This window comes from Enterobacter sp. LU1 (assembly GCF_008271405.2).
Classification (GTDB): Bacteria; Pseudomonadota; Gammaproteobacteria; order Enterobacterales; family Enterobacteriaceae; genus Enterobacter; species Enterobacter hormaechei_C.
Genome location: NZ_CP043438.2, coordinates 335143 through 360349 on the forward strand (window position 1 = coordinate 335143; position 25207 = coordinate 360349).

The following is a 25207-nucleotide window of genomic DNA, read 5'->3' on the forward strand; positions in this document are numbered from 1 at the left end:
TGTGGTAATCTTTCGACCCACTCTTTATCTCGGTAACTCCATTCACTATGGCAGGAAACAAACCCTTCAACAAACAGACTGAACCTCGTGAGCGTGATTATCAGGTCGCCGGGTTAAAAGTCCCGCCGCACTCGATTGAAGCGGAACAGTCGGTGTTGGGCGGTTTAATGCTGGATAACGAACGCTGGGACGACGTCGCCGAGCGCGTTGTCGCGGAAGATTTCTATACTCGCCCGCACCGCCACATCTTTACGGAAATGGCGCGGTTGCAGGAGTCGGGCAGCCCGATCGACCTGATTACGCTCGCAGAATCGCTGGAGCGTCTGGGTCAGCTCGACAGCGTCGGCGGGTTTGCCTATCTGGCAGAACTGTCAAAAAACACGCCAAGTGCCGCGAACATCAGCGCTTACGCTGATATCGTCCGTGAACGTGCCGTTGTCCGCGAGATGATCTCGGTGGCTAATGAGATCGCCGAGGCCGGTTTCGATCCTCAGGGGCGCACCAGCGAAGATCTGCTCGACCTGGCGGAATCCCGTGTCTTTAAAATCGCCGAAAGCCGGGCGAACAAAGACGAAGGCCCGAAAAATATCGCCGATGTGCTCGACGCCACCGTTGCGCGTATTGAGCAGCTTTTCCAGCAGCCGCACGATGGCGTGACGGGGGTGAACACCGGTTATGACGATCTCAACAAGAAAACGGCAGGTCTTCAGCCATCGGATTTGATTATCGTCGCGGCGCGTCCGTCGATGGGTAAAACGACATTTGCGATGAACCTCGTCGAAAACGCGGCGATGTTGCAGGATAAGCCGGTGCTTATCTTCAGTCTTGAGATGCCCTCTGAACAGATCATGATGCGTTCTCTGGCGTCCCTGTCGCGCGTGGATCAGACCCGCATCCGTACCGGTCAGCTGGACGATGAGGACTGGGCGCGGATCTCCGGCACAATGGGGATTTTGCTGGAAAAACGGAACATCTATATCGATGACTCCTCCGGCCTGACGCCGACGGAAGTGCGCTCCCGCGCGCGCCGTATCGCCCGTGAACACGGTGGCATCGGCCTCATCATGATCGACTACCTTCAGCTGATGCGCGTCCCGTCGCTTTCCGACAACCGTACGCTGGAGATTGCCGAGATTTCCCGCTCGCTCAAGGCGTTAGCCAAAGAGCTGCACGTGCCGGTGGTGGCGCTATCGCAGCTTAACCGCTCTCTGGAACAACGTGCAGACAAGCGCCCGGTCAACTCCGACCTGCGTGAATCCGGCTCCATCGAGCAGGATGCCGACTTAATCATGTTCATCTACCGTGATGAGGTTTATCACGAGAACAGCGATCTGAAAGGGATCGCCGAAATTATTATTGGTAAGCAACGTAACGGCCCCATCGGTACGGTACGTCTGACCTTTAACGGCCAGTGGTCGCGTTTCGACAACTATGCCGGTCCTCAATATGATGATGAGTAATTTCTAAGGAATTCAAATGCAAGCGGCAACTGTTGTGATTAACCGCCGCGCTCTGCGACACAACCTGCAACGTCTGCGAGAACTGGCGCCCGCCAGTAAGCTCGTTGCAGTCGTGAAAGCGAACGCTTACGGACACGGTCTTCTTGAGACCGCGCGAACGCTCCCCGATGCCGACGCTTTTGGCGTCGCCCGTCTCGAAGAAGCTCTCCGCCTGCGCGCAGGTGGAATTACGCAACCGATACTGCTCCTGGAAGGCTTTTTTGAAGCCTCGGACCTGCCGACCATTGCCGATCAGCACCTGCACACGGCGGTGCATAACGAAGAACAGCTGGCCGCGCTGGAAACGGCTGAACTGAGCGAGCCGGTCACCGTCTGGATGAAGCTCGACACGGGCATGCACCGTCTGGGCGTGCGGCCGGAAAGCGCGGAGGCGTTTTATCAGCGTCTGAGTCAGTGCAAAAATGTGCGTCAGCCAGTGAATATCGTCAGCCACTTTGCCCGCGCCGATGAGCCTGAATGCGGCGCAACGGAACAGCAGCTTGATATCTTCAACACCTTCTGCGAAGGCAAACCGGGGATGCGCTCCATTGCGGCGTCCGGCGGGATCCTGCTATGGCCGCAGTCGCACTTCGACTGGGCGCGTCCGGGCATCATTCTTTATGGCGTTTCGCCGCTGGAGAACAAACCCTGGGGGCCGGACTTTGGCTTTAAGCCGGTTATGTCGCTGGTTTCAAAGCTGATTGCCGTGCGTGAGCACAAAGCGGGAGAGCCGGTGGGTTACGGCGGCACCTGGACCAGCGAGCACGACACGCGTCTTGGCGTGGTGGCGATGGGCTACGGCGACGGCTATCCCCGCGCCGCGCCAACTGGGACGCCGGTGCTGGTCAATGGACGCGAAGTCAAGATTGTCGGTCGCGTGGCGATGGACATGATTTGTGTTGATCTTGGGCCCGACGCGCAGGATAAAGCGGGGGACGATGCGGTGATGTGGGGTGAAGGCCTGCCGGTAGAGCGTATTGCTGAAATAATAAAAGTGAGTGCTTACGAACTTATCACGCGCCTTACCTCAAGGGTCGCAATGAAATACGTCGACTAAGCATGAGCGGGATGCGATGCATCCCGCTTCTGTTAACATCCCCTCGATCTTCTTCCGCTTCCGGTTTATTGTTGAATGCCCTGCCTCATAATAATCCGGAGAACATCGCGTGTTTCAGAAAGTAGACGCCTACGCCGGCGACCCTATCCTCTCCTTGATGGAGCGTTTCAAAGAAGATCCTCGCAGCGACAAAGTGAACCTCAGCATTGGTCTTTACTACAACGAAGACGGCATCATTCCTCAGTTGAAAGCCGTTGCCGAAGCTGAAGCGCGTCTGAACGCAACCCCGCACGGTGCTTCGCTTTATCTGCCGATGGAAGGATTAAACACCTACCGCAACACTATCGCGCCGCTGCTGTTTGGTGCGGACCACGCGGTGCTCGCGCAAAAGCGCGTGGCGACTATCCAGACGCTGGGTGGCTCGGGTGCGCTGAAGGTAGGCGCAGATTTCCTGAAAAAGTACTTCCCGGATTCCGGCGTGTGGGTCAGCGACCCGACGTGGGAAAACCACGTTGCGATCTTCGAGGGCGCGGGCTTTAAGGTGGCGACCTATCCGTGGTTCGACAGCGAAACCAACGGCGTGCGCGTTGATGCGCTGCTGGAAAAACTGAACACCCTGCCGGAGCGCAGTATCGTATTGCTGCATCCGTGCTGCCATAACCCGACCGGTGCGGACCTCACCAATGCCCAGTGGGATGCGGTGATCGAGATACTGAAGGCGCGTAACCTGATCCCGTTCCTCGACATCGCCTATCAGGGCTTTGGCGCGGGCATGGAGGAAGACGCCTACGCCATTCGCGCGATTGCCAGCGCGGGGCTTCCCGCTCTGGTCAGCAACTCGTTCTCAAAAATCTTCTCCCTGTACGGCGAGCGCGTTGGCGGCCTGTCCGTGGTGTGTGAAGACGCCGAAGCCGCGGGACGCGTACTCGGTCAGCTGAAAGCGACGGTCCGCCGGATCTACTCCAGCCCGCCGAACTTTGGTGCACAGGTGGTGGCGACAGTTCTCGGTGACGAAACGCTGAAAGCGTCCTGGCTTGCGGAAGTGGAAGCGATGCGTAAGCGCATCCTGTCGATGCGTCAGGAGTTGGTTAACGTCCTGAAAGAGGCCGTGCCTGGGCATAACTTTGATTATCTTCTCAAGCAACGCGGGATGTTCAGCTACACCGGACTGAGCGCAGCGCAGGTCGATCGCCTGCGCGAAGAGTTCGGTGTCTACCTGATCGCCAGCGGCCGTATGTGCGTGGCGGGTCTGAATGCCAGCAACGTCCAGCGCGTGGCGCAGGCGTTTGCATCCGTAATGTAAGCATTCACTTACTTGCATACTGTATGTAGGCCGGGCAAGGCGTAGCCGCCACCCGGCTTTTTTGTTCGCGCCGGTGCCAGTCATTGCCCGGTGGCGCTTCGCTTCCCGGACCTACACGTTTCTTCTGCGCTTTGTGATCGTCTTCTTTTTATTCAGCTCCATAAGTAAAAACTCCTTTCCTTCCCCTACCGCTGGGGTTATGGTCGGATAGTTTTTTGACCATCCGCTCAAAATAAAAAGATAACAAACTGAATATTCAGGGGAAAATATGCGCAAGATCACACTGGCGCTCAGCGCCGCCTGCTTATTGTTCTCGCTTAATAGCGCCGTTGTTGCACGGGCTTCTGCACCCACGCCGCTTTACACCGGCACTACCGCCGCCATTCTTGCCGAACAGGCCCCCATTCACTGGGTTTCAGTGGCACAAATCGAAAATAGCCTGACGGGTCGCCCGCCGATAGCCGTGGGCTTCGATATTGACGATACCGTTCTCTTCTCCAGCCCCGGTTTCTGGCGCGGTAAAAAAACGTACTCCCCGGACAGCGAAGCCTATCTGAAAACCCCGGAATTCTGGGAAAAGATGAACAACGGCTGGGATGAGTTCAGTATCCCGAAAGAGGTTGCCCGCGCGCTGATCGCCATGCACGTAAAGCGCGGCGACAGCATTTACTTCGTGACCGGACGTAGCCAGACCAAAACCGAAACCGTCTCGAAAACGCTACAGGATGATTTCCTGATCCCGGCGGCCAGCATGAACCCGGTCATTTTTGCCGGGGACCAGGAAGGGCAAAACACCAAAACCCAGTGGCTGGAAAAGAAAAATATCAAAGTGTTCTACGGGGATTCAGATAACGACATCACCGCGGCGCAAGACGTGGGAGCCAGAGGCATCAGGGTGCTACGCGCCTCGAACTCCACCTACCGACCGCTGCCGATGGCCGGAAAATTTGGTGAAGAGGTGATCGTTAACTCTGAATACTGATGTATTAACGGCGGGGTGAATGCTTTTTTAAGCAAATCTCGCTGCGCGGGTTTTACCTTTCGCTTTCTTGCTGCACACTTAGAAAGATTCACCTTTCATAATGGAGCAGCACATGTGGTATCAACAGACCCTGACCTTAAGCGCAAAACCACGCGGATTTCACCTTGTGACGGACGAAGTCATCGGGCAAATCCGCGACCTGTCGCGCGTCAAAACGGGTTTGCTGCATCTGCTGCTTCAGCACACGTCTGCTTCTCTCACGCTTAATGAAAATTGCGATCCCACCGTCCGGTCCGACATAGAGCACCATTTTCTGAAGAGCGTCCCGGACAACGCGCCTTATGAGCATGACTATGAGGGGGCGGACGATATGCCTTCGCATATTAAATCCTCTTTGCTGGGCGTCTCGCTGATGCTGCCGGTCCACAACGGACGGCTACAGCTGGGAACGTGGCAGGGGATCTGGCTGGGAGAACATCGCATTCACGGTGGTTCGCGTAAAATTATCGCAACGCTACAAGGGGAATAAAGATGACAATTTCGGAGATACTTCAGTACTGCATGAGCAAGCCGGGTGCGGAACAAAGCGTTCACAGCGACTGGAAAGCCACGCAGATCAAAGTGGGGGATGTGCTGTTCGCGATGGTGAAAGAGGTGGATGCGCGGCCTGCGGCATCACTGAAAACCAGTCCGGAACTGGCGGACTTACTGCGCCAGCAGCACGATGATGTCAGGCCAAGTAAGCATCTGAATAAAGCGCACTGGAGTACGGTGTTTCTCGACGGCTCGCTGCCAGATTCGCAAATTTACTACCTGGTGGATGCGTCGTATCTACAGGCGGTAGAACTGCTGCCGGAAACGATCCGACAGCAGCTCTCCGTGTGACGATTACAGCAACGGTTTGAGGAAGCGCGCGGTGTGCGAGGCTTCGCACTCTGCAACGGTCTCTGGCGTACCGGAGACGAGGATTTCACCGCCGCCGCTGCCGCCTTCCGGGCCGAGATCGACAATCCAGTCAGCGGTTTTAATCACGTCCAGGTTGTGCTCAATCACCACGATGGTGTTGCCCTGATCGCGCAGCTGGTGCAGCACGTCCAGCAGCTGCTGGATATCCGCAAAGTGCAGGCCGGTGGTCGGCTCATCCAGAATATACAGCGTCTGACCGGTACCGCGTTTGGACAGCTCACGCGCCAGCTTCACGCGCTGCGCTTCACCGCCGGACAGCGTTGTCGCTGACTGCCCCAGACGAATATAGGTCAGACCCACATCCATGAGGGTTTGCAGCTTACGCGCCAGCGCAGGGACGGCGTCAAAGAACTCGCGTGCCTCTTCGATGGTCATATCCAGCACTTCGTGGATGGTCTTGCCTTTGTACTTAATCTCCAGCGTTTCACGGTTATAACGCTTACCTTTGCACTGGTCGCACGGCACGTAGATATCCGGCAGGAAGTGCATCTCAACCTTGATTACGCCGTCGCCCTGGCACGCTTCACAGCGGCCGCCGCGCACGTTAAAGCTGAAACGGCCTGGCGTATAGCCGCGTGAACGCGCTTCCGGCACGCCGGCAAAGAGTTCACGTACGGGCGTAAAGACGCCGGTATAGGTCGCCGGGTTGGAACGCGGCGTACGGCCAATCGGGCTCTGATCGATGTCGATAACCTTGTCGAAATGCTCCAGCCCCTGAATGTCGCGGTACGGCGCAGGCTCGGCCAGCGTCGCGCCGTTCAGCGCCGTCTGCGCAATCGGGAACAGCGTATCGTTGATCAGCGTCGATTTACCGGAACCGGACACGCCGGTGATGCAGGTAAACAGCCCGACAGGCAGCGTCAGGGTCACGTCCTTCAGGTTGTTGCCGCGCGCGCCGGTCAGCTTCAGCACTTTTTCCGGGTTCGCCGCCACGCGCTGTTTCGGCACTTCAATTTTGCGCTTGCCGCTCATGTACTGGCCGGTCAGCGACTCGGGCACCGCCATGATGTCTTTCAGCGTCCCTTCCGCGACCACCTGGCCGCCGTGTACGCCTGCGCCCGGGCCGATGTCGATCACGTGGTCCGCGGCGCGGATCGCATCTTCGTCGTGCTCGACCACGATTACCGTGTTGCCGAGGTTACGCAGGTGAACCAGCGTGCCGAGCAGGCGTTCGTTGTCGCGCTGGTGCAGGCCGATAGACGGCTCATCCAGCACGTACATCACGCCGACTAAGCCCGCGCCAATCTGGCTCGCCAGACGGATACGCTGGGCTTCACCGCCGGACAGCGTTTCAGCCGAGCGGGAAAGCGTCAGGTAGTTCAGACCGACGTTCACGAGGAACTTGAGGCGATCGCCGATCTCTTTCAGCACTTTTTCAGCGATTTTTGCGCGCTGACCGGAGAGCTTCAGGTTGTTGAAGAAGTCCATCGCGTGGCCGATGCTCATGTCTGAGATGGTCGGCAGTGCCGTGTTTTCGACAAACACGTGACGCGCTTCGCGACGCAGACGTGTACCCTCGCAGGTGGCGCAGGAGCGGTTGCTGATGAACTTCGCCAGCTCCTCACGCACCGCGCTGGATTCGGTCTCTTTGTAGCGGCGCTCCATGTTGTGCAACACCCCTTCGAACGGGTGGCGACGCACGGAAGTGTCACCGCGATCGTTCATGTACTTGAACTCAATATTCTCTTTGCCGGAACCGAACAGGATCACTTTATGTACGTTCGCGCTCAGGCTGGCCCACGGGGCTTCAACGTCGAACTTATAGTGCTCAGCCAGCGATTTCAGCATCTGGAAGTAGTAAAAATTACGCTTATCCCAGCCGCGAATAGCGCCACCCGCCAGCGACAGTTCCGGGTTTTGGATCACACGGTCCGGGTCGAAATACTGCTGAACGCCCAGGCCGTCACAGGTCGGGCACGCGCCCGCCGGGTTGTTAAACGAGAACAGGCGCGGTTCCAGCTCGCGCATGCTGTAGCCGCAAATCGGACAGGCGAAGTTGGCGGAGAAGAGCAGCTCTTCCGCTTTTGCATCGTCCATGTCTGACACCACCGCCGTGCCGCCCGACAGTTCCAGCGCCGTTTCAAAGGATTCCGCCAGACGCGTCGCCAGATCTTCACGTACCTTAAAGCGGTCAATCACCACTTCGATGGTGTGTTTCTTTTGCAGCTCCAGCTTTGGCGGATCCGACAGGTCACACACTTCACCGTCGATACGGGCGCGGATATAGCCCTGGCTTGCCAGGTTCTCCAGCGTTTTAGTGTGCTCGCCCTTACGCTCTTTAATGATCGGCGCCAGCAGCATCAGGCGTTTGCCTTCCGGCTGCGACAGCACGTTATCCACCATCTGGCTCACGGTTTGTGCCGCCAGCGGGACATCGTGATCCGGGCAGCGCGGCTCGCCCACGCGCGCATACAGCAGACGCAGGTAGTCATGGATTTCGGTAATGGTACCGACCGTGGAGCGCGGGTTATGCGATGTGGATTTCTGCTCAATGGAGATAGCAGGGGACAACCCTTCAATGTGGTCGACATCCGGTTTTTCCATCAGCGACAGGAACTGACGCGCGTACGCCGAGAGCGATTCAACGTAACGACGCTGTCCTTCGGCATACAAAGTGTCGAAAGCCAGTGAGGATTTGCCAGACCCCGAAAGCCCGGTCACGACGATGAGTTTGTCGCGAGGGATTATGAGGTTGATATTCTTGAGATTATGGGTGCGGGCGCCCCGAACTTCGATCTTATCCATTCACCTTTCCCGGTTGGAACACGGATTGCCTGATTTGTTTGAAGGACAAACGGCTGTCAGAAACGGCTAATTATGACACAAAATGACCTGTTTGAATATACAGTATTGGAATGCATTTTCTGATTCACTGTGTAACAATGTCGAGTTCGCGGGAGAACTCTGGAACGTGCTACGCAACTATCAAAGTGCAGCATGGAAATGGTACACTCGCGCGTTTACACTATTAAGAAACGTATTCAGGAGACACGAACATGGCCAGCAGAGGCGTAAACAAGGTGATTCTCGTCGGTAATCTGGGCCAGGACCCGGAAGTACGCTACATGCCGAGTGGTGGCGCAGTTGCCAACATTACGCTGGCTACTTCCGAATCCTGGCGTGATAAAGCGACCGGAGAAATGAAAGAGCAGACCGAATGGCACCGCGTTGTGCTGTTTGGCAAACTGGCCGAAGTGGCCGGTGAGTATCTGCGTAAAGGTTCTCAGGTCTATATCGAAGGCCAGCTGCGTACCCGCAAATGGACCGACCAATCCGGCGCTGAGAAGTACACCACGGAAGTGGTGGTGAACGTGGGCGGCACCATGCAAATGCTGGGTGGCCGTCAGGGCGGTGGCGCACCGGCAGGTGGCGGTCAGAATCAGCAGCAGGGTGGTTGGGGTCAGCCTCAGCAGCCTCAGGGCGGCAACCAGTTCAGCGGCGGCGCGCAGTCCCGTCCGCAGCAGCAGTCTGCTCCGGCACCGTCTAACGAACCGCCAATGGATTTCGACGACGATATCCCATTCTGATATCCAGACGCGTGAAAAACAAAAAACCCAGACAATGTCTGGGTTTTTTTATAACAGGCTATCAGGTAATCACCATCGGCCAGTCTGGCGGAGTGTGGCTCATGGCTTCAACCATCACCACTTTAATGTTTTCCCAGACGGCGGCAATGTCTACCAGCGTAATGCCAAGCAAACCTGTCGCGAACCAGCATGCGGCGCCCAACCCTAACAGGGTGCTAATCACAGCAAGACCTGCGTAGTCGGACTTTCGAAACTGAATGTTTAACGTGCTGGCCAGGAACATCAAAACCGCGCTCAACAACGGCCAGCGCAGGAGCACCATGCTGGTGGTAATGGTTGCCATAAAACCCATCCTCGACAAAACAGACGAACTGGAATGAAACAATGTTTCTCGTTACATAAGATGTGTGAACTATATCACATTTGCTGTTTTATTCGCCAGTATCTGCGTGAGGTAAAAGTGGGATTATTGCCGGGGAAAATATATCGTCGTCGCTCAGAGCGACGTCTGGTCGGAATTTTTATTTTTATTTCATCCAGATAGTAAAACCTTTGCAAAACGCCATCGGCTGTATAGCGTTTACAGCAGTATATCTATGGATTATGCTTGTGTGGAACAATAAATGTACCCGCAAAAATAATTCATCGCATTGAATTAATTGACTTTTTTGGATTTTGTATTCTTTGTTTTACACTCGGCATGCTCTTTGATTTCGTGGTCTTATTCTTTTATTCAGATATGAATTATTGCGGTTGCTCTCTCGATTAATGACCTGCGAAAAGATAATGAAAGAAAAAAGACGCGAGATTATTAACGACAGCATGCAGGCGCTGCATGCCCTGGCGAAGCTGATGCCGCAACTCAACGCGCAGTGTTCGCCAGTTGAAATGCTGGAAATTATCAACAGCGCACTGGGGGCAAATCTCTCATGGGTCAGTGTCGAATCCGCAGACGGGCCGCGCGTGGTTTGTGCCGGCGACGTGACGTGTCACGCCTTTAACGTGGCGGATTTTCTTGCCAGCACCCTGTTGCAGCGGCATCAGCGCGCCTGGCGGGTGATCTACTGGAAAGAGCATATTGGCCGGACGGTATTTTCCCCTCAGCACCCAGGCTATGCGCGGCTGCAAAGCGGCGTGCTGTGTAAATTCTCAGCGCATGGCAGACAGTGCAGTGGTTATTTCTTTTTGGCTTTTAATGAAAAACTGACCTCGTTGCCGATATTGAAAAATATCGTGGTGGTATTGGTTGAGAAGCTAAAAGATTATTTTGATGACATCATCGTGCGAGAAAAAACGGCGCAGGAAATGCAGCGCGTCGTCACGCAATATAAAACCTTATTTGAGCGTGCTCCGGTATTAATGAACGCCTTTGACAGGCATAACCGGTGTGTATTGTGGAATGCCGAATGCGAAAAAGTCTTTGGCTGGAGTATGACTGAAATCGGCGAGCATCCCGATCCGCTGGCCCTGTTTTACCCGGATCCTGAGGAGCGGCAGCGCGTGCAGGAGTCGGTTCGTTTCGCACCACTTAAGGATATGTACGAATGGCACCCGGTGCGTAAAGACGGGACGCAGTTAACCATTCTCTGGTCAAACATCCTTTTGCCGGATAACTCCATTCTCAACATTGGCCTGGATATCACCGAACGTAAAAAAGCAGAACAGCAGCTGACCGTCAAAGCCACCACGGACGATCTGACGGGCTGTCTGAATCGCTCGACAATCTTACAGCGTCTCAAAATAGCGCTGGCAGCCAGTTCGCCGCAGGATGTCAGTAGCCACTTCTGTCTCCTGATGTTCGATCTCGATTATTTCAAGCAGATCAACGATCGGTGGGGACATCAGGTTGGCGATGCGGCATTGATCCACTTTTGCGACCGTATTCGCGAGGTGAGCCCGGCCGGGTCGGCGCTGGGACGGGTGGGGGGCGAAGAGTTTGTTCTTCTGCTGGCGCACACGGATGGTATGGCCGCTACGTTGCTCTCTTCCCGGCTGCGTGCCGCGCTGATCTCAAAACCGCTGCGTGTGGGCGATAAAACGCTGGTACTCTCTTTCAGCGCCGGGGTGGTTGAAGTCTGTCAGGGGCAACGGGATACTTCTGCCATACTGATGCGTGCCGATAAGGCATTATATGACGCCAAGCGTACGGGAAGAGGAAAAACGGTCCTGGCGTCTGATTATTTATAAATCTGCATAAGAACAAAGAGCAGGCTATTTCAGCCAGCGAATTTTCCACACCTGTCGCGGGTAATTATTTTCCTTATCAGAAACGAAATGAATACTTTTAGTTTGGCTTACGGGAAAATATTATCGGCATCACGAATTTTAGGATTTTTAATACCAAAAGTCAGTTGCTAACTTCCCATGATTCATGCAACGTAATCACCTGTTTATCAAAGCAGCCGGTCTTCATTGCTACAGGCGTACAACATGCAGGGATACAGAGCGGGAAATGAATCGTAGCGCGCTGCGCAACATGCTCAAAGTGGTCGGGATTATCATGGTAGTTATGCTGCCGGTGATGCTTGCGCTATGGTTTGCCCAGCTTAGAGCCGTGTCGGAAATCAGCGCCCAGCTGCGCACGTTTGCTGAACTTGCTTTAAACAAAACTGAACGGGTTATTCAACAGGTTGATCTGGCCCGGGAAGACGCGGAAAAATATCAGGGAAAAGTGTGTACGCCGGAGCATCGTCAATATATGTTGAACGTTTCCCGCGGTCGTCTTTTTGTTGCCGATTTAATTTATGCTGAAGGCCAGTCGTTTCTCTGCTCGACCCTTTTTACGCCGGATCATCCTTACACCATTCCCGCTGCCAATTACACACGTAAACCCGACGTTGCTATCTATTATTTTCGCGATACGCCATTTTTTGATGGTTATAAAATGATATATATGCAGCGCGGAAATTATGTCGCAGTGGTCAACCCGCTTTCGTACAGTGAGGTGATGTCAGACGATCGTTCCCTGTCGTGGGGGGTGTATGACACCGTCAGCAATGCATTCTTTTCTGTAAGCCAGAAAGCCAATATTTCTTTATTGCATTCGATGCTTCGACATCAGGAAACGACTTTTCAGAAAGGTGACCGTTTTTATACGATCGTGAAATCCGGGCAGCGGCCGATTGCGGCCATCGTTTCAACCTCCAGCGCCCGTTTTTATAAAACGCTTTATCATCAGGCTACCCTGACGCTACCGCTGGGGATAATTTGCAGCATTATTATTCTGCTGGTGTGGTCGCGTACACACCGTGAATTCAATTCGCCTGGCCGACTTCTGCACCGGGCGCTGAATAAACGCCAGCTGTGCGTCCATTATCAGCCCATTATTGATATTAAAAATAACCAGTGCGTGGGGGCAGAGGCGTTGTTGCGCTGGCCTGGATTCAACGGTCAGGTTATGAGCCCGGCGGAATTTATTCCCCTGGCAGAAAAAGAGGGGATGATTGAGCGCATTACGGATTACGTCGTGGAGGAGGTGTTCAGCGATCTGGGCCATTTTCTTGCCGCTCATCCCGATCTGTATGTCTCGATTAACCTGTCGGCGTCGGATTTTCACTCTTCGCGTCTTATCGCCCTGATCTCCGACAAAGCCCGCTTTTACTCGGTTCGCGCGCAGCAAATCAAAATTGAGGTGACGGAGCGGGGGTTTATTGACGTGCCGAAAACCACGCCGGTCATTCAGGCGTTTCGCCAGGCGGGGTATGAAGTGGCGATTGATGATTTCGGAACCGGCTACTCTAACCTGCATAACCTCTATTCGCTGAACGTCGATATCCTGAAAATCGACAAATCCTTTATCGATACCTTAACCACCAACAGCACCAGCCACCTGATTGCCGAGCACATCATTGAGATGGCGCAAAGCCTGCGGCTGAAAACCATTGCGGAAGGGGTCGAGACGGGGGAGCAGGTGAGCTGGTTGCTGAAGCGTGGCGTGCAGTATTGTCAGGGATGGCACTTCGCGAAAGCGATGCCGCCCCAGGCATTTATGGCCTGGCAGCAGCAACCCTTGCGTTAACACGCATTAATTGAGCTGATGACGGTAGTCGCTCGGCGTACGGTCAAACTCGCGGCGGAAGACGCGGGAAAAGGTCTGCTGCGACACATAGCCCAGATCCATTGCGATATCAAAAATGGGCCGCTGCGTTGAGCGTAACGCCTGCGCCGCCAGCAGGAGCCTGCGCTGGCGAATGTAATCACCCAGCGTTTGATGCATTACGGTGCGGAACATTCTCTGTAAATACCATTTCGAATAGCCCGACTTCTTAGCGACCACATCAATGTTCAACGGCTGGTCGATATGTTCATCAATCCATTCAATAAGTGTCTGAATAATTTGCTGATGCGACATAAGGTTACCCCTCTGTGGAGACATCTGTCCTGGTTGATTCGTCGTTTTCACTGCGGGGGAGTATAATTCCTCAAGTTAACTTGAGGTAAAGAGGTTTTATGGAAAAGAGATTACCGCGCATCAAAGCGCTGTTAACCCCCGGTGAAGTGGCTAAGCGAAGCGGTGTGGCGGTGTCGGCACTCCACTTCTATGAAAGCAAAGGGTTAATAAAAAGTATCCGTAACGCCGGAAACCAGCGGCGCTACACCCGCGATGTGCTCCGCTACGTGGCGATCATCAAAATTGCGCAACGTATCGGCATTCCTCTGGCCACCATCGGTGACGCGTTCGGCGTATTGCCGGAAGGGCACTCGCTGAGCGCGAAGGAGTGGAAGCAGCTGTCGTCCCAGTGGCGAGAAGAGCTGGATCGTCGTATTCACACGCTGGTGGCCCTGCGCGATGAGCTGGACGGCTGCATTGGTTGCGGGTGTTTATCACGCAGCGATTGTCCGCTACGTAACCCGGGTGACAGGCTGGGCGAGCAGGGAACGGGGGCGCGGTTGCTGGAGGAGGATTGAGAGGTGTTTCCCGGGTGGCGCTTCGCTTACCCGGCCTACGCTCTCGGTTTTGCAGGTCGGGTAAGGCGCAGCCGCCACCCGGCAACAAGCATAAAGAACTAAAGCGCCACTAAGGGCGCTTTAGTTTTTTCCGGTCTTTGTCTTTCTCTCTATCCCGCTGGCTCACGGGAGGGTTTCCCCCGACATCAGTACCCCTCGTGTCGAGCTTGTGGAGGAGGTTCCGGTTTGTACTGACACTTTAATTCTATGCCCGGCCGCCGTTTTTGCCACCGGAGACGGTGAGATTTTAGCCAAATTTTTTTCGTGAAGTTGTTCAGTTTTCTATAGTTAAAAAGTATGAATCACCGGAGAACATCATGCTAACGGTCCACCACCTTAATCAGTCTCGTTCACATCGCGTCCTCTGGGCGCTGGAAGAGCTGGGTCTGACGTATGAGATTGTGCGCTACCAGCGCGAGAAATCCATGCTTGCACCGGATTCGCTCAAAAAAGTGCATCCGCTGGGGAAATCCCCGGTACTGGAAGATAACGGACTGGTGCTGGCCGAATCAGGCGCGATTCTGGAATATCTTCAGGAAACGTACGATTCGGCGTCACGATTCAAACCGTTAGATCCCGCCCATAAAGTGCAGTATCGCTTCTGGCTGCATTACGCCGAAGGGTCTTTGATGCCGCTACTGTTAATGAAGCTGGTGTTTAACAGCCTCGGCAAACCACCCGTCCCGTTTGGCCTGCGCACGCTGGGTAAGGCGCTGGGGCAGGGGGTGCAAAAAGCGTATCTCAACCGCCAGCTGGAAACGCATGCGCGCTTTATTAACGATCATCTTGCCGAAAACAGCTGGTTTGCCGGCGACACGCTGACCATGGCTGATATCCAGATGAGTTTTCCCCTCTTCGCCCTGCTGGCGAGAGGCGGCATTGACAATCTCGACCACATAGCGGCGTGGAAACAGAGAGTGGAGGCACGTCCGGGCTGGCAGACAACGCTTGCGAAAGGCGGCCCGCTGACAATCCCCGGCGAGGGATGAAATGTAACGAAATTGCGCATGGACGATAACGTTTGCGCATCCTCTGCTTAATTCTTCATCGTCATGAGGCAATTTTAGCGAAAAACGAGAAAGTTCAGTTGAAAAGGGCGGGTATTAGGCTAGATAATCGTTTGCCTACATTTGACCACCCGTTTTGTAAGCGCGGAGCTAAACGTTTGCTTTTTTTGTGACGCCCCTTTCGTCGCAAACGCAGCACAAGGATTTGACGTTTCGCTGGCAGTGGAGTCTCCACCACGCTTACGGACTTTCAATAAAAATTTTCAGGGGATGTTTTCTATGTCTACGCCATCTGCGCGTACCGGCGGTTCACTTGACGCCATGTTTAAAATCTCTGCTCGCGGCAGCACCGTGCGCCAGGAAGTTGTTGCCGGTCTGACCACGTTTCTGGCGATGGTGTACTCCGTCATCGTGGTGCCAGGCATGCTCGGCAAAGCGGGCTTCCCGCCAGCGGCGGTCTTCGTTGCCACCTGCCTGGTTGCGGGTGTGGGTTCGATTGTGATGGGCCTGTGGGCGAACCTGCCTCTGGCGATCGGGTGCGCCATCTCCCTGACCGCGTTCACCGCCTTCAGCCTGGTGCTGGGCCAGCATATCAGCGTCCCGGTAGCGCTCGGCGCCGTGTTCCTGATGGGCGTGCTGTTCACCGTGATTTCAGCGACCGGCATTCGTAGCTGGATTTTGCGCAACCTGCCGCAGGGCGTGGCGCACGGCACCGGCATCGGTATTGGCCTGTTCCTGCTGCTGATCGCTGCCAACGGCGTGGGTCTGGTCATCAAGAACCCGCTGGACGGCCTGCCGGTTGCGCTGGGTAACTTCGCGAGCTTCCCGGTGATCATGTCGCTGGTGGGTCTGGCGGTGATCATTGGCCTGGAAAAACTGAAAGTGCCGGGCGGCATTCTGCTGACCATTATCGGCGTGTCCATCGTCGGCCTGATCTTCGACCCGACCGTTCATTTCTCCGGGATTTTCGCCATGCCGTCGCTGAGCGATGACAACGGCAACTCCCTGATTGGCAGCCTGGATATTGTGGGCGCGCTGAACCCGGTGATCCTGCCAAGCGTGCTGGCGCTGGTAATGACCGCGGTGTTTGACGCCACCGGCACCATCCGCGCGGTGGCCGGTCAGGCGAACCTGCTGGATAAAGACGGACAGATTATTGACGGCGGCAAAGCGCTGACCACCGACTCCCTGAGCAGCGTCTTCTCTGGTCTGGTGGGCGCGGCGCCTGCGGCGGTGTACATTGAGTCCGCAGCGGGTACGGCGGCAGGCGGTAAAACCGGCCTGACGGCCATCACCGTTGGCGTGCTGTTCCTGCTGATCCTGTTCCTCTCTCCGCTCTCTTATCTGGTGCCGGCTTACGCGACCGCACCTGCGCTGATGTACGTCGGCCTGCTGATGCTGAGCAACGTGGCGAAAATCGACTTCGCGGATTTTGTTGATGCCATGTCCGGCCTGATCACTGCGGTATTCATCGTGCTGACCTGTAACATCGTGACCGGCATTATGATCGGTTTCGCCTCGCTGGTGATTGGGCGTCTGGTCTCCGGTGAGTGGCGTAAGCTGAACATCGGTACCGTGGTCATCGCCGTTGCGCTGGTGGCGTTTTACGCGGGCGGCTGGGCCATCTGAATTGACTTTTTATGCGAAAACGGGTGGCTCAGGCCGCCCGTTTTTATTTTCAGGACTCATCCTGTTGCCTTTTACGTTACTCTGGAGAGGATAGAATAAGAGGCACGACGCCTCAGGTTTGGCATATAAGAAACACAGCAAACAGGGAACGCATGGAAATTTTCTTCACAATACTCATCATGACCCTTGTGGTCTCATTATCCGGGGTGGTTACACGCGTACTGCCCTTCCAGGTCCCCCTGCCTTTAATGCAAATAGCTATCGGTGCGCTGCTGGCGTGGCCGACGTTCGGTCTGCACGTGGAGTTCGATCCGGAACTGTTCCTCGTGCTGTTTATCCCGCCGCTGCTGTTTGCCGATGGCTGGAAAACGCCGACGCGCGAATTTCTGGAGCACGGGCGAGAGATCTTCGGCCTGGCGCTGGCGCTGGTGGTGGTCACCGTGGTCGGGATTGGTTTCCTGATCTACTGGGCCGTACCGGGGATCCCGCTCATACCGGCCTTTGCGCTGGCCGCCGTGCTGTCGCCTACCGACGCCGTGGCGCTGTCCGGCATTGTGGGCGAAGGGCGTATTCCAAAGAAAATCATGGGCATTTTGCAGGGCGAGGCGCTGATGAACGACGCCTCTGGCCTGGTCGCCCTGAAGTTTGCCGTGGCGGTTGCCATGGGCACCATGGTCTTTACCGTCGGCGGCGCGACCCTGGAATTCTTCAAGGTGGCGATTGGCGGTATCCTCGCGGGCTTCGTAGTGAGCTGGCTGTACGGACGCTCGCTGCGCTTCCTTAGCCGCTGGGGTGGTGATGAACCGGCGACGCAGATCGTCCTGCTGTTCCTGCTGCCGTTTGCCTCTTACCTGATTGCCGAACACATCGGCGTGTCGGGCATTCTGGCGGCGGTAGCCGCGGGGATGACCATCACCCGCTCCGGCGTTATGCGTCGCGCGCCGCTGGCGATGCGCCTGCGCGCGAACAGTACCTGGGCTATGCTCGAGTTTGTGTTTAACGGCATGGTGTTCCTGCTGTTGGGCCTGCAACTGCCGGGCATTATGGAATCCTCGCTGATTGCGGCCGAAGCGGATCCAAACGTTGAAGTCTGGATGCTGTTTACCGATATCGTGCTCATCTACCTTGCGCTGATGCTGGTGCGTTTCGGCTGGCTGTGGACGATGAAGAAATTCAGCGTGCGCTTCCTGACCAAAAAGCCGATGGAGTTTGGCTCGTGGACCACGCGCGAGCTGCTGATTGCCTCTTTCGCGGGCGTGCGCGGGGCGATCACCCTTGCTGGTGTGCTCTCCATTCCTCTGCTGCTGCCGACGGGTGACGTCTTCCCGGCGCGCTACGAGCTGGTGTTCCTGGCGGCGGGCGTGATCCTTTTCTCGCTGTTTGTCGGCGTGATTATGCTGCCGATTCTGCTGCAACATATTGACGCAGGGGACTCCTCGCAACAGCACAAAGAAGAGCGGATTGCCCGTGCGGCGACGGCGGAAGTGGCGATTGTCGCCATCGAGAAGATGGAGGAGCGTCTGGCCGCCGATGCCGAAGAGAACATTGATAACCAGCTGCTGAAGGAAGTCAGTTCACGCGTGATCGGTAATTTGCGTCGCCGTGCTGACGGACGTAACGACGTGGAAAGTTCGTTGCAGGAAGAGAACCTCGAACGCCGTTTCCGCCTGGCGGCGCTGCGCTCCGAGCGTGCCGAGCTGTATCACCTGCGCGCCACGCGGCAGATCAGCAACGAGACGCTGCAAAAGCTGCTGCACGATCTGGATCTGCTGGAAGCGTTGTTGATAGAGAATCAGTAGCGCTGTAATTGCCCGGTGGCGCTGCGCTTACCGGGCCTACGTGCTCGATCGGTACCCTCTCCCTGTGGGAGAGGGTACCCAAAACCCCTCACAACATTGCAACCACGCCTGTGCGCTGTGCGACAGATAGACCCCTTCACGCCAGATCATCCCCAGCTGCCAGTGCAGGTCGCTCTCCAGCGGGATCCAGCGCAGCGTATTTTTATCCAGCCGCTCGCAGATCGGCTGCGGCAGAATGGCAATCCCCACGCCCGCCTGTACTATCGCCGCCAGAAAATCCCACTGGCCGCTGCGCACCGCAATGCGCGGCTTCACGTTGTGCTGGTTAAACAGCGCCATCAGCTGGCGGCTTAAGGCAAAATCTTCGTTGTAAATCAGCAGCGGGTGTTCGCCGAGCAGCTCGGGTTTTACTGATTCAATCTTCAGCCAGTCGCCGGAGCGCGGCACCAGCACGCACAGCGGGTGGCTGAACAGCGGCAGCGTCGCCAGGCCGCTTTCCTCCTCCACGGGAAGGGCGGTCATGGCCACGTCCAGTTCACCGTTTATCACCGCCTGCTGCACGGTCAGGCCGCCAAATTCAGAAATTTTTAGCTCAACGCCGGGATAGCGCTGGCGAAACAGGCTTATCGGCCCGGCCATCATCATGCCGACCATCGGCGGAATGCCGAGCCGCAGCAGCCCTTTTGTCAGATGGTTGATGTCCCCAAGCTCGGCCTCCAGCTGGCGGAACTCCGCCAGAATTGCCAGCCCGCGCTCGAACACCACGCGACCGGTATCGGTCAGCAGCAGCTTGCGCCCGTCGCGGATCAGTAGGGTACAGTTCAGCTCATCTTCGAGGTTTTTCAGCATCTTGCTGATGGTTGGCTGGGTTACGAATAACTTCTCCGCTGCGCGGGTAAAACTTTGCTGGCGAACCACCTCGACAAAATAGCGCAGCGTTCTTATGTCCATGATTATTCCTCGAAACTATACCTTCGATGATTTTAATTCATTTCAGTCGATACCGTACGCTCACTATACTGGCGCCTCGTCTCATTTCTGAGGAAAACCCCCATGGCCGTGGCGTTAAGCCGTGTTACGCCTGCCGTTGTTCAACGACTCCAGGTACCGGTTCAGGTACTGCTTTACGCGGGACTGTTTGTTTTCGCGGAATATCTTGTCGACTGGCTGCATCTGCCTTTACCCGCCAACCTGGTGGGGATGGTGCTGTTGCTGACGCTGATCCTCTGTCGCGCGTTGCCCCTTAGCTGGGTGCGGGCCGGCGCACGCTGGCTGCTGGCGGAGATGCTGCTGTTCTTTGTGCCGGCCGTGGTGGCGGTGGTGAACTATGCCCAGCTGCTGATGGTCGACGGCTGGCGCATCTTTGCGGTTATCGCCCTGAGCACGCTGATGGTGCTGGGCGCCACCGCCTGGGTGGTGGATAAAGTGTATCGCTTTGAAATCAGCAGGCAGACGCATGACTAACTTTCAGATAAGCGTGCTGTGCCTGATTGCGACAGTCGTCATCTACTTTGCCAACAAGCGCCTGTATCGCCGCTTTCGCGCGCTGCCGCTGATGCCGCTGGTCTTTACGCCGATCCTGCTGGTGCTGATGCTGGTCTTCGGCCATATCTCCTGGCAGAACTACATTGGCGAATCCCACTGGCTACTGTGGCTGCTCGGCCCGGCGACCATCGCCTTCGCCGTACCCGTTTATGACAACCTCGCTATTATCCGACGCCACTGGATGTCGCTCGGCGCGGGCGTCGTCACCGCGACGGTGGTGGCGGTGTGCAGCTCGGTCTGGCTGGCGCGGCTGTTTACCCTGTCGGATGAAATCCAGCGCAGCCTGGCGGTGCGTTCGGTGACCACGCCGTTTGCGCTGGCAGCCGCCAAACCGCTCGGTGGCCAGCCGGATCTGGTGGCGCTGTTTGTGGTGGTGACGGGCGTGTTCGGCATGGCAGTGGGGGATGTGCTGTTTCTGCGGCTTTCCATTCGCGAAGGGATGGCGAAAGGCGCGGGGTTTGGCGCGGCGTCGCACGGGGCGGGGACGGCACGTTCGTATGAGCTGGGACAGCAGGAGGGCGTTGTCGCGAGCCTGGTGATGATGCTTTCGGGCGTCACGATGGTGCTGATTGCGCCGCTGGTGGCGTGGGTGATGTTTTAAGCTCCCCGGCCAGAGCGACCGGGGAGAAAAGGCTTAGTGCGCGCGGCCCTGCTCAACGCCCAGGCCGGTTTGCGAGCGGATAAACTGGGCGCGGAATTTTTCACGCTCCAGGTTACCCTCCGGTGAATTATCGGTGGCAGAGAAGATCCAGATCCCGATAAACGCCACGGCAATGGAGAACAGCGCTGGGTATTCATACGGGAAGATAGCGCTTTCGTGACCGAGGATCTGCACCCAGATGGTCGGGCCGAGGATCATCAGAATCACCGCCGTCAGCAGGCCCAGCCAGCCGCCGATCATCGCCCCACGGGTGGTCAGTTTTGACCAGTACATGGAGAGCAGAATGATCGGGAAGTTACAGCTTGCCGCAATCGAGAAGGCCAGCCCGACCATAAAGGCGATGTTCTGCTTCTCGAACAAAATCCCCAGCAGGATGGCGACAACGCCCAGCACCAGCACGGTGATTTTGGAGACCTTCAGCTCATCGCGCTCGCTTGCGCCTTTGCGGAAGACGTTGGCGTAGAGGTCATGCGAAACCGCCGACGCGCCGGCCAGCGTCAGCCCTGCAACCACCGCGAGGATGGTGGCAAAGGCCACGGCAGAGATAAAGCCGAGGAACAGGTTGCCGCCCACCGCGTCGGCCAGATGCACCGCCGCCATGTTGTTACCGCCGATAAGCGCGCCCGCCGCGTCTTTAAACGCCGGGTTTGCCCCCACCAGCATGATTGCGCCGAAGCCGATGATAAAGGTCAGAATGTAGAAGTAGCCCATAAACCCGGTGGCGTAGAACACGCTTTTACGCGCTTCACGCGCATCTGACACCGTGAAGAAACGCATCAGGATATGCGGCAGGCCAGCGGTACCGAACATCAGGCCGAGACCGAGCGAGAGCGCGGATATCGGATCTTTCACCAGCCCGCCCGGGCTCATGATCGCTTCCCCTTTCGGGTGGACCGCCATCGCTTCGGTAAACAGATTATTGAAGCTGAACCCGACGTGCTTCATCACCATAAAGGCCATAAAGCTGGCGCCGAACAGCAGTAGTACCGCTTTGATGATCTGTACCCAGGTGGTGGCCAGCATGCCGCCGAACAGGACGTACATCACCATCAGCACGCCGACCAGCACCACCGCGACGTGGTAGTTCAGGCCGAACAGCAGCTCGATCAGTTTGCCCGCGCCGACCATCTGGGCGATCAGATAGAGTGCCACCACCACCAGCGAACCGCAGGCGGAGAGGGTACGAATCGGCCCCTGCTTCAGGCGATAGGAGGCGACGTCAGCAAAGGTATAGCGTCCCAGGTTACGCAGGCGCTCGGCAATCAGGAACAGAATGATTGGCCAGCCCACCAGGAACCCGAGGGAGTAGATCAGGCCGTCATACCCTGAGGTATACACCAGCGCGGAGATCCCAAGGAACGAGGCGGCGGACATAAAGTCCCCCGCGATCGCCAGCCCGTTCTGGAAGCCGGTAATATTGCCGCCCGCGGTGTAGTAATCGTTACGGGAGCGTACGCGTTTCGACGCCCAGTAGGTGATATACAGCGTCAGCACCACGAAAATCAGGAACATGATAATCGCCTGCCAGTTGGTTGGCTGGCGCTGAACCTCGCCGGTAAGGGCATCTGCCGCATGGGCAGCAAAGGGAAGTGTGGCGGCTAGCGCCGTCAGGACTCGCTTCATGATGCTTTTACCTCGCGCAGAACTTCTCTGTTAAGACGATCGAATTCACCGTTCGCACGCCAGACGTACACACCCGTGAGCACAAACGAAATGATGATCACGCCAATCCCAATCGGAATACCGCGCGTGACGCTGGTACCCTCATGCAGCGGGGTGCCCAGCCAGTGCGGCGCAAAGGCGATCAGCAGAATAAAGCCGACGTAGATAATCAGCATGATGATGGAAAGGATGAAGGCAAACCGTTGCCGTTTTTCGACGAGCTCCCTGTAGTGCGCACTATTCTCTATCTGCTGACAAATATCGTTATTCATCACAGAGTCTCCAGAAGTAAGGTTGGTTTGTTTTTATCCCCTCTCCCCTGTGGGGAGAGGGTGAGGGGAGGAAGGTGCGGTCTGATGCCCTCACCCCGGCCCTCTCCCACGGGGAGAGGGAGAAAACACTAGGAAGGCATTGCGATGGCCTGCTTCTCTTCGAGCAGTTTGTCCACCACGCCAGGATCGGCCAGCGTTGAGGTATCACCGAGGTTACTGGTGTCGCCCGCCGCGATTTTGCGCAGGATACGGCGCATAATCTTGCCGGAACGGGTTTTCGGCAGCGAGTCGGTCCAGTGCAGCACGTCCGGCGTGGCAAGCGGGCCGATCTCTTTACGCACCCAGTTGCGCACCTCGGTATACAGCTCTGGCGACGGCTCTTCGCCGTGGTTCAGAGTGACGTAGGCGTAGATCGCCTGGCCTTTGATGTTGTGAGGAATGCCGACAACCGCCGCTTCGGCAATTTTCGGATGCGACACCAGCGCAGACTCAATCTCCGCCGTGCCCAGACGGTGGCCGGAGACGTTCAGCACGTCGTCCACGCGTCCGGTGATCCAGTAATAACCGTCTTCATCCCGGCGCGCGCCGTCGCCGCTGAAGTACATGTTTTTGAAGGTCGAGAAGTAGGTCTGCTCGAAGCGCTCATGGTCGCCGAACAGGGTACGCGCCTGGCCAGGCCAGGAATCGACGATCACCAGGTTGCCCTCGGTAGCGCCTTCCTGCGGATTGCCTTCGTTATCCACCAGCGCAGGCTGCACGCCGAAGAACGGACGGGTGGCCGAACCGGCTTTCAGCTGTGTGGCGCCCGGCATCGGGGTGATCATGAAGCCGCCGGTTTCGGTCTGCCACCAGGTATCCATCACCGGGCACTTCTCGTTGCCGATCTTCTTCCAGTACCACTCCCAGGCTTCGGGGTTGATCGGCTCGCCCACGGAGCCGAGGATACGCAGGGAAGAGCGGTCGGTCCCTTCGATAGCTTTATCTCCTTCTGCCATCAGCGCGCGGATCGCCGTTGGCGCGGTGTAGAGAATGTTGACCTGATGCTTATCAACCACCTGGCACATACGCGCCGGGGTCGGCCAGTTCGGTACGCCTTCAAACATCAGCGTCGTTGCGCCGCAGGCCAGCGGGCCGTACAGCAGGTAGCTATGACCGGTCACCCAGCCCACGTCGGCGGTACACCAGTAGATGTCGCCCGGATGGTAGTCGAAAACGTATTTAAAGGTGGTGGCCGCGTAAACCAGATAGCCGCCGGTGGTATGCAGCACGCCTTTCGGCTTACCGGTGGAGCCGGAGGTATACAGGATAAACAGCGGATCTTCCGCGTTCATCTCTTCAGGCTGATGCTGGTCGCTGGCGTTTTCAATCAGATCGCTCCACCACAGGTCGCGCCCCTCGTGCCAGTCGATTTTGCCGCCCGTGCGTTTGAAGACAATGACGTTACTGATGGATTTCACGTTCGGGTTTTTCAGCGCTTCATCAACGTTTTTCTTCAGCGGAATACCGCGCCCGGCGCGCACGCCCTCGTCAGCTGTGATCACCAGCTTCGAATTTGAGTCGACAATACGCCCGGCAACCGCCTCCGGCGAGAAACCGCCGAAGATAACGGAGTGGATCGCACCGATGCGCGCGCAGGCCAGCATAGCCACGGCGGCTTCCGGCACCATTGGCATATAGATCGCCACCACATCGCCTTTTTTAATGCCCTGGGCCAGCAGCACGTTGGCAAAGCGGCACACGTCGCGATGAAGTTCTTTATACGAGATGTGTTTACTCTGAGAGGCATCGTCGCCTTCCCAGATGATGGCCGTTTCGTTGCCGCGTTCAGCAAGATGGCGGTCCAGGCAGTTCGCCGCCAGGTTCAGCGTGCCGTCTTCATACCATTTAATGGAGACGTTGCCCGGCGCGAAAGAGGTGTTCTTTACCTTCTGATAAGGTTTGATCCAGTCGAGGATGTGGCCCTGCTCACCCCAGAACGCGTCAGGGCTGGAAACGGACTGCTGGTATTTCTCCTGGTATTGCTCCGGGCTTATCAGGCAACGGTCCGCAATGTTTGCGGGAATGTCGTGTTTGTGTATTTGGCTCATGGCTTTTTTTCTCCTTGTAAGATGTTAATAATATGTCGCAAAAACGTTAATAGTAGGGGCTTTACAAGCTTTGTTTAGTATTTGGGCGACAGATCACGCAATGTCTGAAGAGTATGAAAATTGAGCGAATGAAACTTTGAAGGGAAATAATTCACCTGAAGAATTATTCACTTTTTTGAAGTGAAAATATTTTGTATAACAAATGGTTATTTATGCGAATTGCTATAAATTGCCGTCAATGACACTTTTTGCAGTGAAATGCCT

General features: G+C 56.3%; 22 protein-coding genes. 15 read left to right on the forward strand and 7 right to left on the reverse strand.

Translation table 11 applies throughout. The features are described from left to right. Positions 1-47: 47 nt before the first annotated feature. The 6 genes from dnaB to FZF21_RS01615 all read left to right on the forward strand — a co-directional run bounded on the left by dnaB (position 48) and on the right by FZF21_RS01615 (position 5726). A complete protein-coding gene (gene dnaB / locus FZF21_RS01590; RefSeq protein WP_003860298.1) occupies positions 48-1460 on the forward strand; it encodes a replicative DNA helicase in 1413 nt (470 codons plus the stop codon). A gap of 16 nt (positions 1461-1476) precedes the next feature. Next, positions 1477-2556, forward strand: coding sequence for an alanine racemase (alr, locus tag FZF21_RS01595; RefSeq protein ID WP_047740964.1), 1080 nt, complete (start codon positions 1477-1479; stop codon positions 2554-2556). A 109-nt stretch (positions 2557-2665) separates the two neighbouring features. Further along, positions 2666-3859 (forward strand): aromatic amino acid transaminase, encoded by a 1194-nt coding sequence (gene tyrB / locus FZF21_RS01600; protein ID WP_017382625.1) that lies wholly within the window; start codon positions 2666-2668, stop codon positions 3857-3859. Between the two features lie 268 nt (positions 3860-4127). Next, positions 4128-4841, forward strand: coding sequence for an acid phosphatase AphA (aphA, locus tag FZF21_RS01605; protein WP_047736638.1), 714 nt, complete (start codon positions 4128-4130; stop codon positions 4839-4841). A 112-nt stretch (positions 4842-4953) separates the two neighbouring features. Beyond that, positions 4954-5370 (forward strand): secondary thiamine-phosphate synthase enzyme YjbQ, encoded by a 417-nt coding sequence (locus FZF21_RS01610; protein ID WP_149121114.1) that lies wholly within the window; start codon positions 4954-4956, stop codon positions 5368-5370. A gap of 2 nt (positions 5371-5372) precedes the next feature. Then, the gene (locus FZF21_RS01615; RefSeq protein ID WP_017382628.1) at positions 5373-5726 is read left to right on the forward strand and encodes an MmcQ/YjbR family DNA-binding protein; all 354 of its coding nucleotides are present in this window, start codon (positions 5373-5375) and stop codon (positions 5724-5726) included. A 3-nt stretch (positions 5727-5729) separates the two neighbouring features. On the opposite strand, the gene uvrA is transcribed toward FZF21_RS01615, so the two are convergent. Continuing rightward, entirely contained in the window at positions 5730-8552 is a 2823-nt protein-coding gene (gene uvrA / locus FZF21_RS01620) for an excinuclease ABC subunit UvrA (RefSeq protein WP_003860287.1), read from the reverse strand. A 251-nt stretch (positions 8553-8803) separates the two neighbouring features. Here uvrA and ssb1 point away from each other — a divergent pair, with 251 nt between their 5' ends. Then, positions 8804-9334 carry a single-stranded DNA-binding protein SSB1 gene (gene ssb1 / locus FZF21_RS01625; RefSeq protein WP_006177466.1) on the forward strand — a complete coding sequence of 177 codons (531 nt, stop codon included), beginning with the start codon at positions 8804-8806 and terminating at the stop codon, positions 9332-9334. 61 nt (positions 9335-9395) lie between these two features. Here the strand turns inward: ssb1 and FZF21_RS01630 are convergent, their stop codons facing one another. Then, positions 9396-9677: a YjcB family protein gene (locus FZF21_RS01630; RefSeq protein ID WP_003860282.1), complete on the reverse strand. Its 282-nt coding sequence runs from the start codon at positions 9675-9677 to the stop codon at positions 9396-9398. A 443-nt stretch (positions 9678-10120) separates the two neighbouring features. On the opposite strand from FZF21_RS01630, the gene FZF21_RS01635 reads away from it, so the two are divergent. Together FZF21_RS01635 and FZF21_RS01640 are read left to right on the forward strand one after the other, a co-directional pair. Further along, complete coding sequence (locus FZF21_RS01635) at positions 10121-11521, forward strand: sensor domain-containing diguanylate cyclase (RefSeq protein WP_149121113.1); 1401 nt, start codon at positions 10121-10123, stop codon at positions 11519-11521. A gap of 265 nt (positions 11522-11786) precedes the next feature. Beyond that, positions 11787-13352, forward strand: a complete 1566-nt coding sequence (locus FZF21_RS01640; protein ID WP_015570189.1) for an EAL domain-containing protein — start codon at positions 11787-11789, stop codon at positions 13350-13352. A gap of 6 nt (positions 13353-13358) precedes the next feature. On the opposite strand, the gene soxS is transcribed toward FZF21_RS01640, so the two are convergent. Beyond that, a complete protein-coding gene (gene soxS, locus FZF21_RS01645; RefSeq protein ID WP_003860277.1) occupies positions 13359-13685 on the reverse strand; it encodes a superoxide response transcriptional regulator SoxS in 327 nt (108 codons plus the stop codon). A gap of 98 nt (positions 13686-13783) precedes the next feature. Between soxS and soxR the strand changes: the two genes are divergently transcribed. The 4 genes from soxR to FZF21_RS01665 all read left to right on the forward strand — a co-directional run bounded on the left by soxR (position 13784) and on the right by FZF21_RS01665 (position 18716). Then, complete coding sequence (gene soxR, locus FZF21_RS01650; protein WP_003860275.1) at positions 13784-14242, forward strand: redox-sensitive transcriptional activator SoxR; 459 nt, start codon at positions 13784-13786, stop codon at positions 14240-14242. 356 nt (positions 14243-14598) lie between these two features. Then, the gene (locus tag FZF21_RS01655) at positions 14599-15270 is read left to right on the forward strand and encodes a glutathione S-transferase (RefSeq protein WP_017694715.1); all 672 of its coding nucleotides are present in this window, start codon (positions 14599-14601) and stop codon (positions 15268-15270) included. A gap of 297 nt (positions 15271-15567) precedes the next feature. Beyond that, positions 15568-16917, forward strand: coding sequence for a guanine/hypoxanthine transporter GhxP (gene ghxP / locus FZF21_RS01660; RefSeq protein ID WP_023295766.1), 1350 nt, complete (start codon positions 15568-15570; stop codon positions 16915-16917). 152 nt (positions 16918-17069) lie between these two features. Beyond that, positions 17070-18716: a Na+/H+ antiporter gene (locus FZF21_RS01665; RefSeq protein ID WP_003860270.1), complete on the forward strand. Its 1647-nt coding sequence runs from the start codon at positions 17070-17072 to the stop codon at positions 18714-18716. A 36-nt stretch (positions 18717-18752) separates the two neighbouring features. Here FZF21_RS01665 and FZF21_RS01670 read toward each other — a convergent pair whose 3' ends face one another. Then, entirely contained in the window at positions 18753-19667 is a 915-nt protein-coding gene (locus tag FZF21_RS01670; RefSeq protein WP_149121112.1) for a LysR family transcriptional regulator, read from the reverse strand. 102 nt (positions 19668-19769) lie between these two features. On the opposite strand from FZF21_RS01670, the gene FZF21_RS01675 reads away from it, so the two are divergent. Both FZF21_RS01675 and FZF21_RS01680 read left to right on the forward strand, forming a co-directional pair. Beyond that, positions 19770-20180 (forward strand): CidA/LrgA family protein, encoded by a 411-nt coding sequence (locus FZF21_RS01675; RefSeq protein WP_032668810.1) that lies wholly within the window; start codon positions 19770-19772, stop codon positions 20178-20180. Continuing rightward, positions 20173-20862 carry an LrgB family protein gene (locus FZF21_RS01680; protein WP_017382633.1) on the forward strand — a complete coding sequence of 230 codons (690 nt, stop codon included), beginning with the start codon at positions 20173-20175 and terminating at the stop codon, positions 20860-20862. The genes FZF21_RS01675 and FZF21_RS01680 overlap by 8 nt, the downstream gene beginning before the upstream one ends. A gap of 33 nt (positions 20863-20895) precedes the next feature. Here the strand turns inward: FZF21_RS01680 and actP are convergent, their stop codons facing one another. The 3 genes from actP to acs form a co-directional block, all read right to left on the reverse strand. Then, complete coding sequence (actP, locus tag FZF21_RS01685) at positions 20896-22545, reverse strand: cation/acetate symporter ActP (protein WP_017382634.1); 1650 nt, start codon at positions 22543-22545, stop codon at positions 20896-20898. Continuing rightward, positions 22542-22856 (reverse strand): DUF485 domain-containing protein, encoded by a 315-nt coding sequence (locus FZF21_RS01690; protein WP_017382635.1) that lies wholly within the window; start codon positions 22854-22856, stop codon positions 22542-22544. Before FZF21_RS01690 ends, actP begins: the two co-directional genes overlap by 4 nt. Positions 22857-22984: 128 nt before the next feature. Beyond that, positions 22985-24943, reverse strand: a complete 1959-nt coding sequence (gene acs, locus FZF21_RS01695; protein WP_015570198.1) for an acetate--CoA ligase — start codon at positions 24941-24943, stop codon at positions 22985-22987. Between the last annotated feature and the right edge of the window lie 264 nt (positions 24944-25207).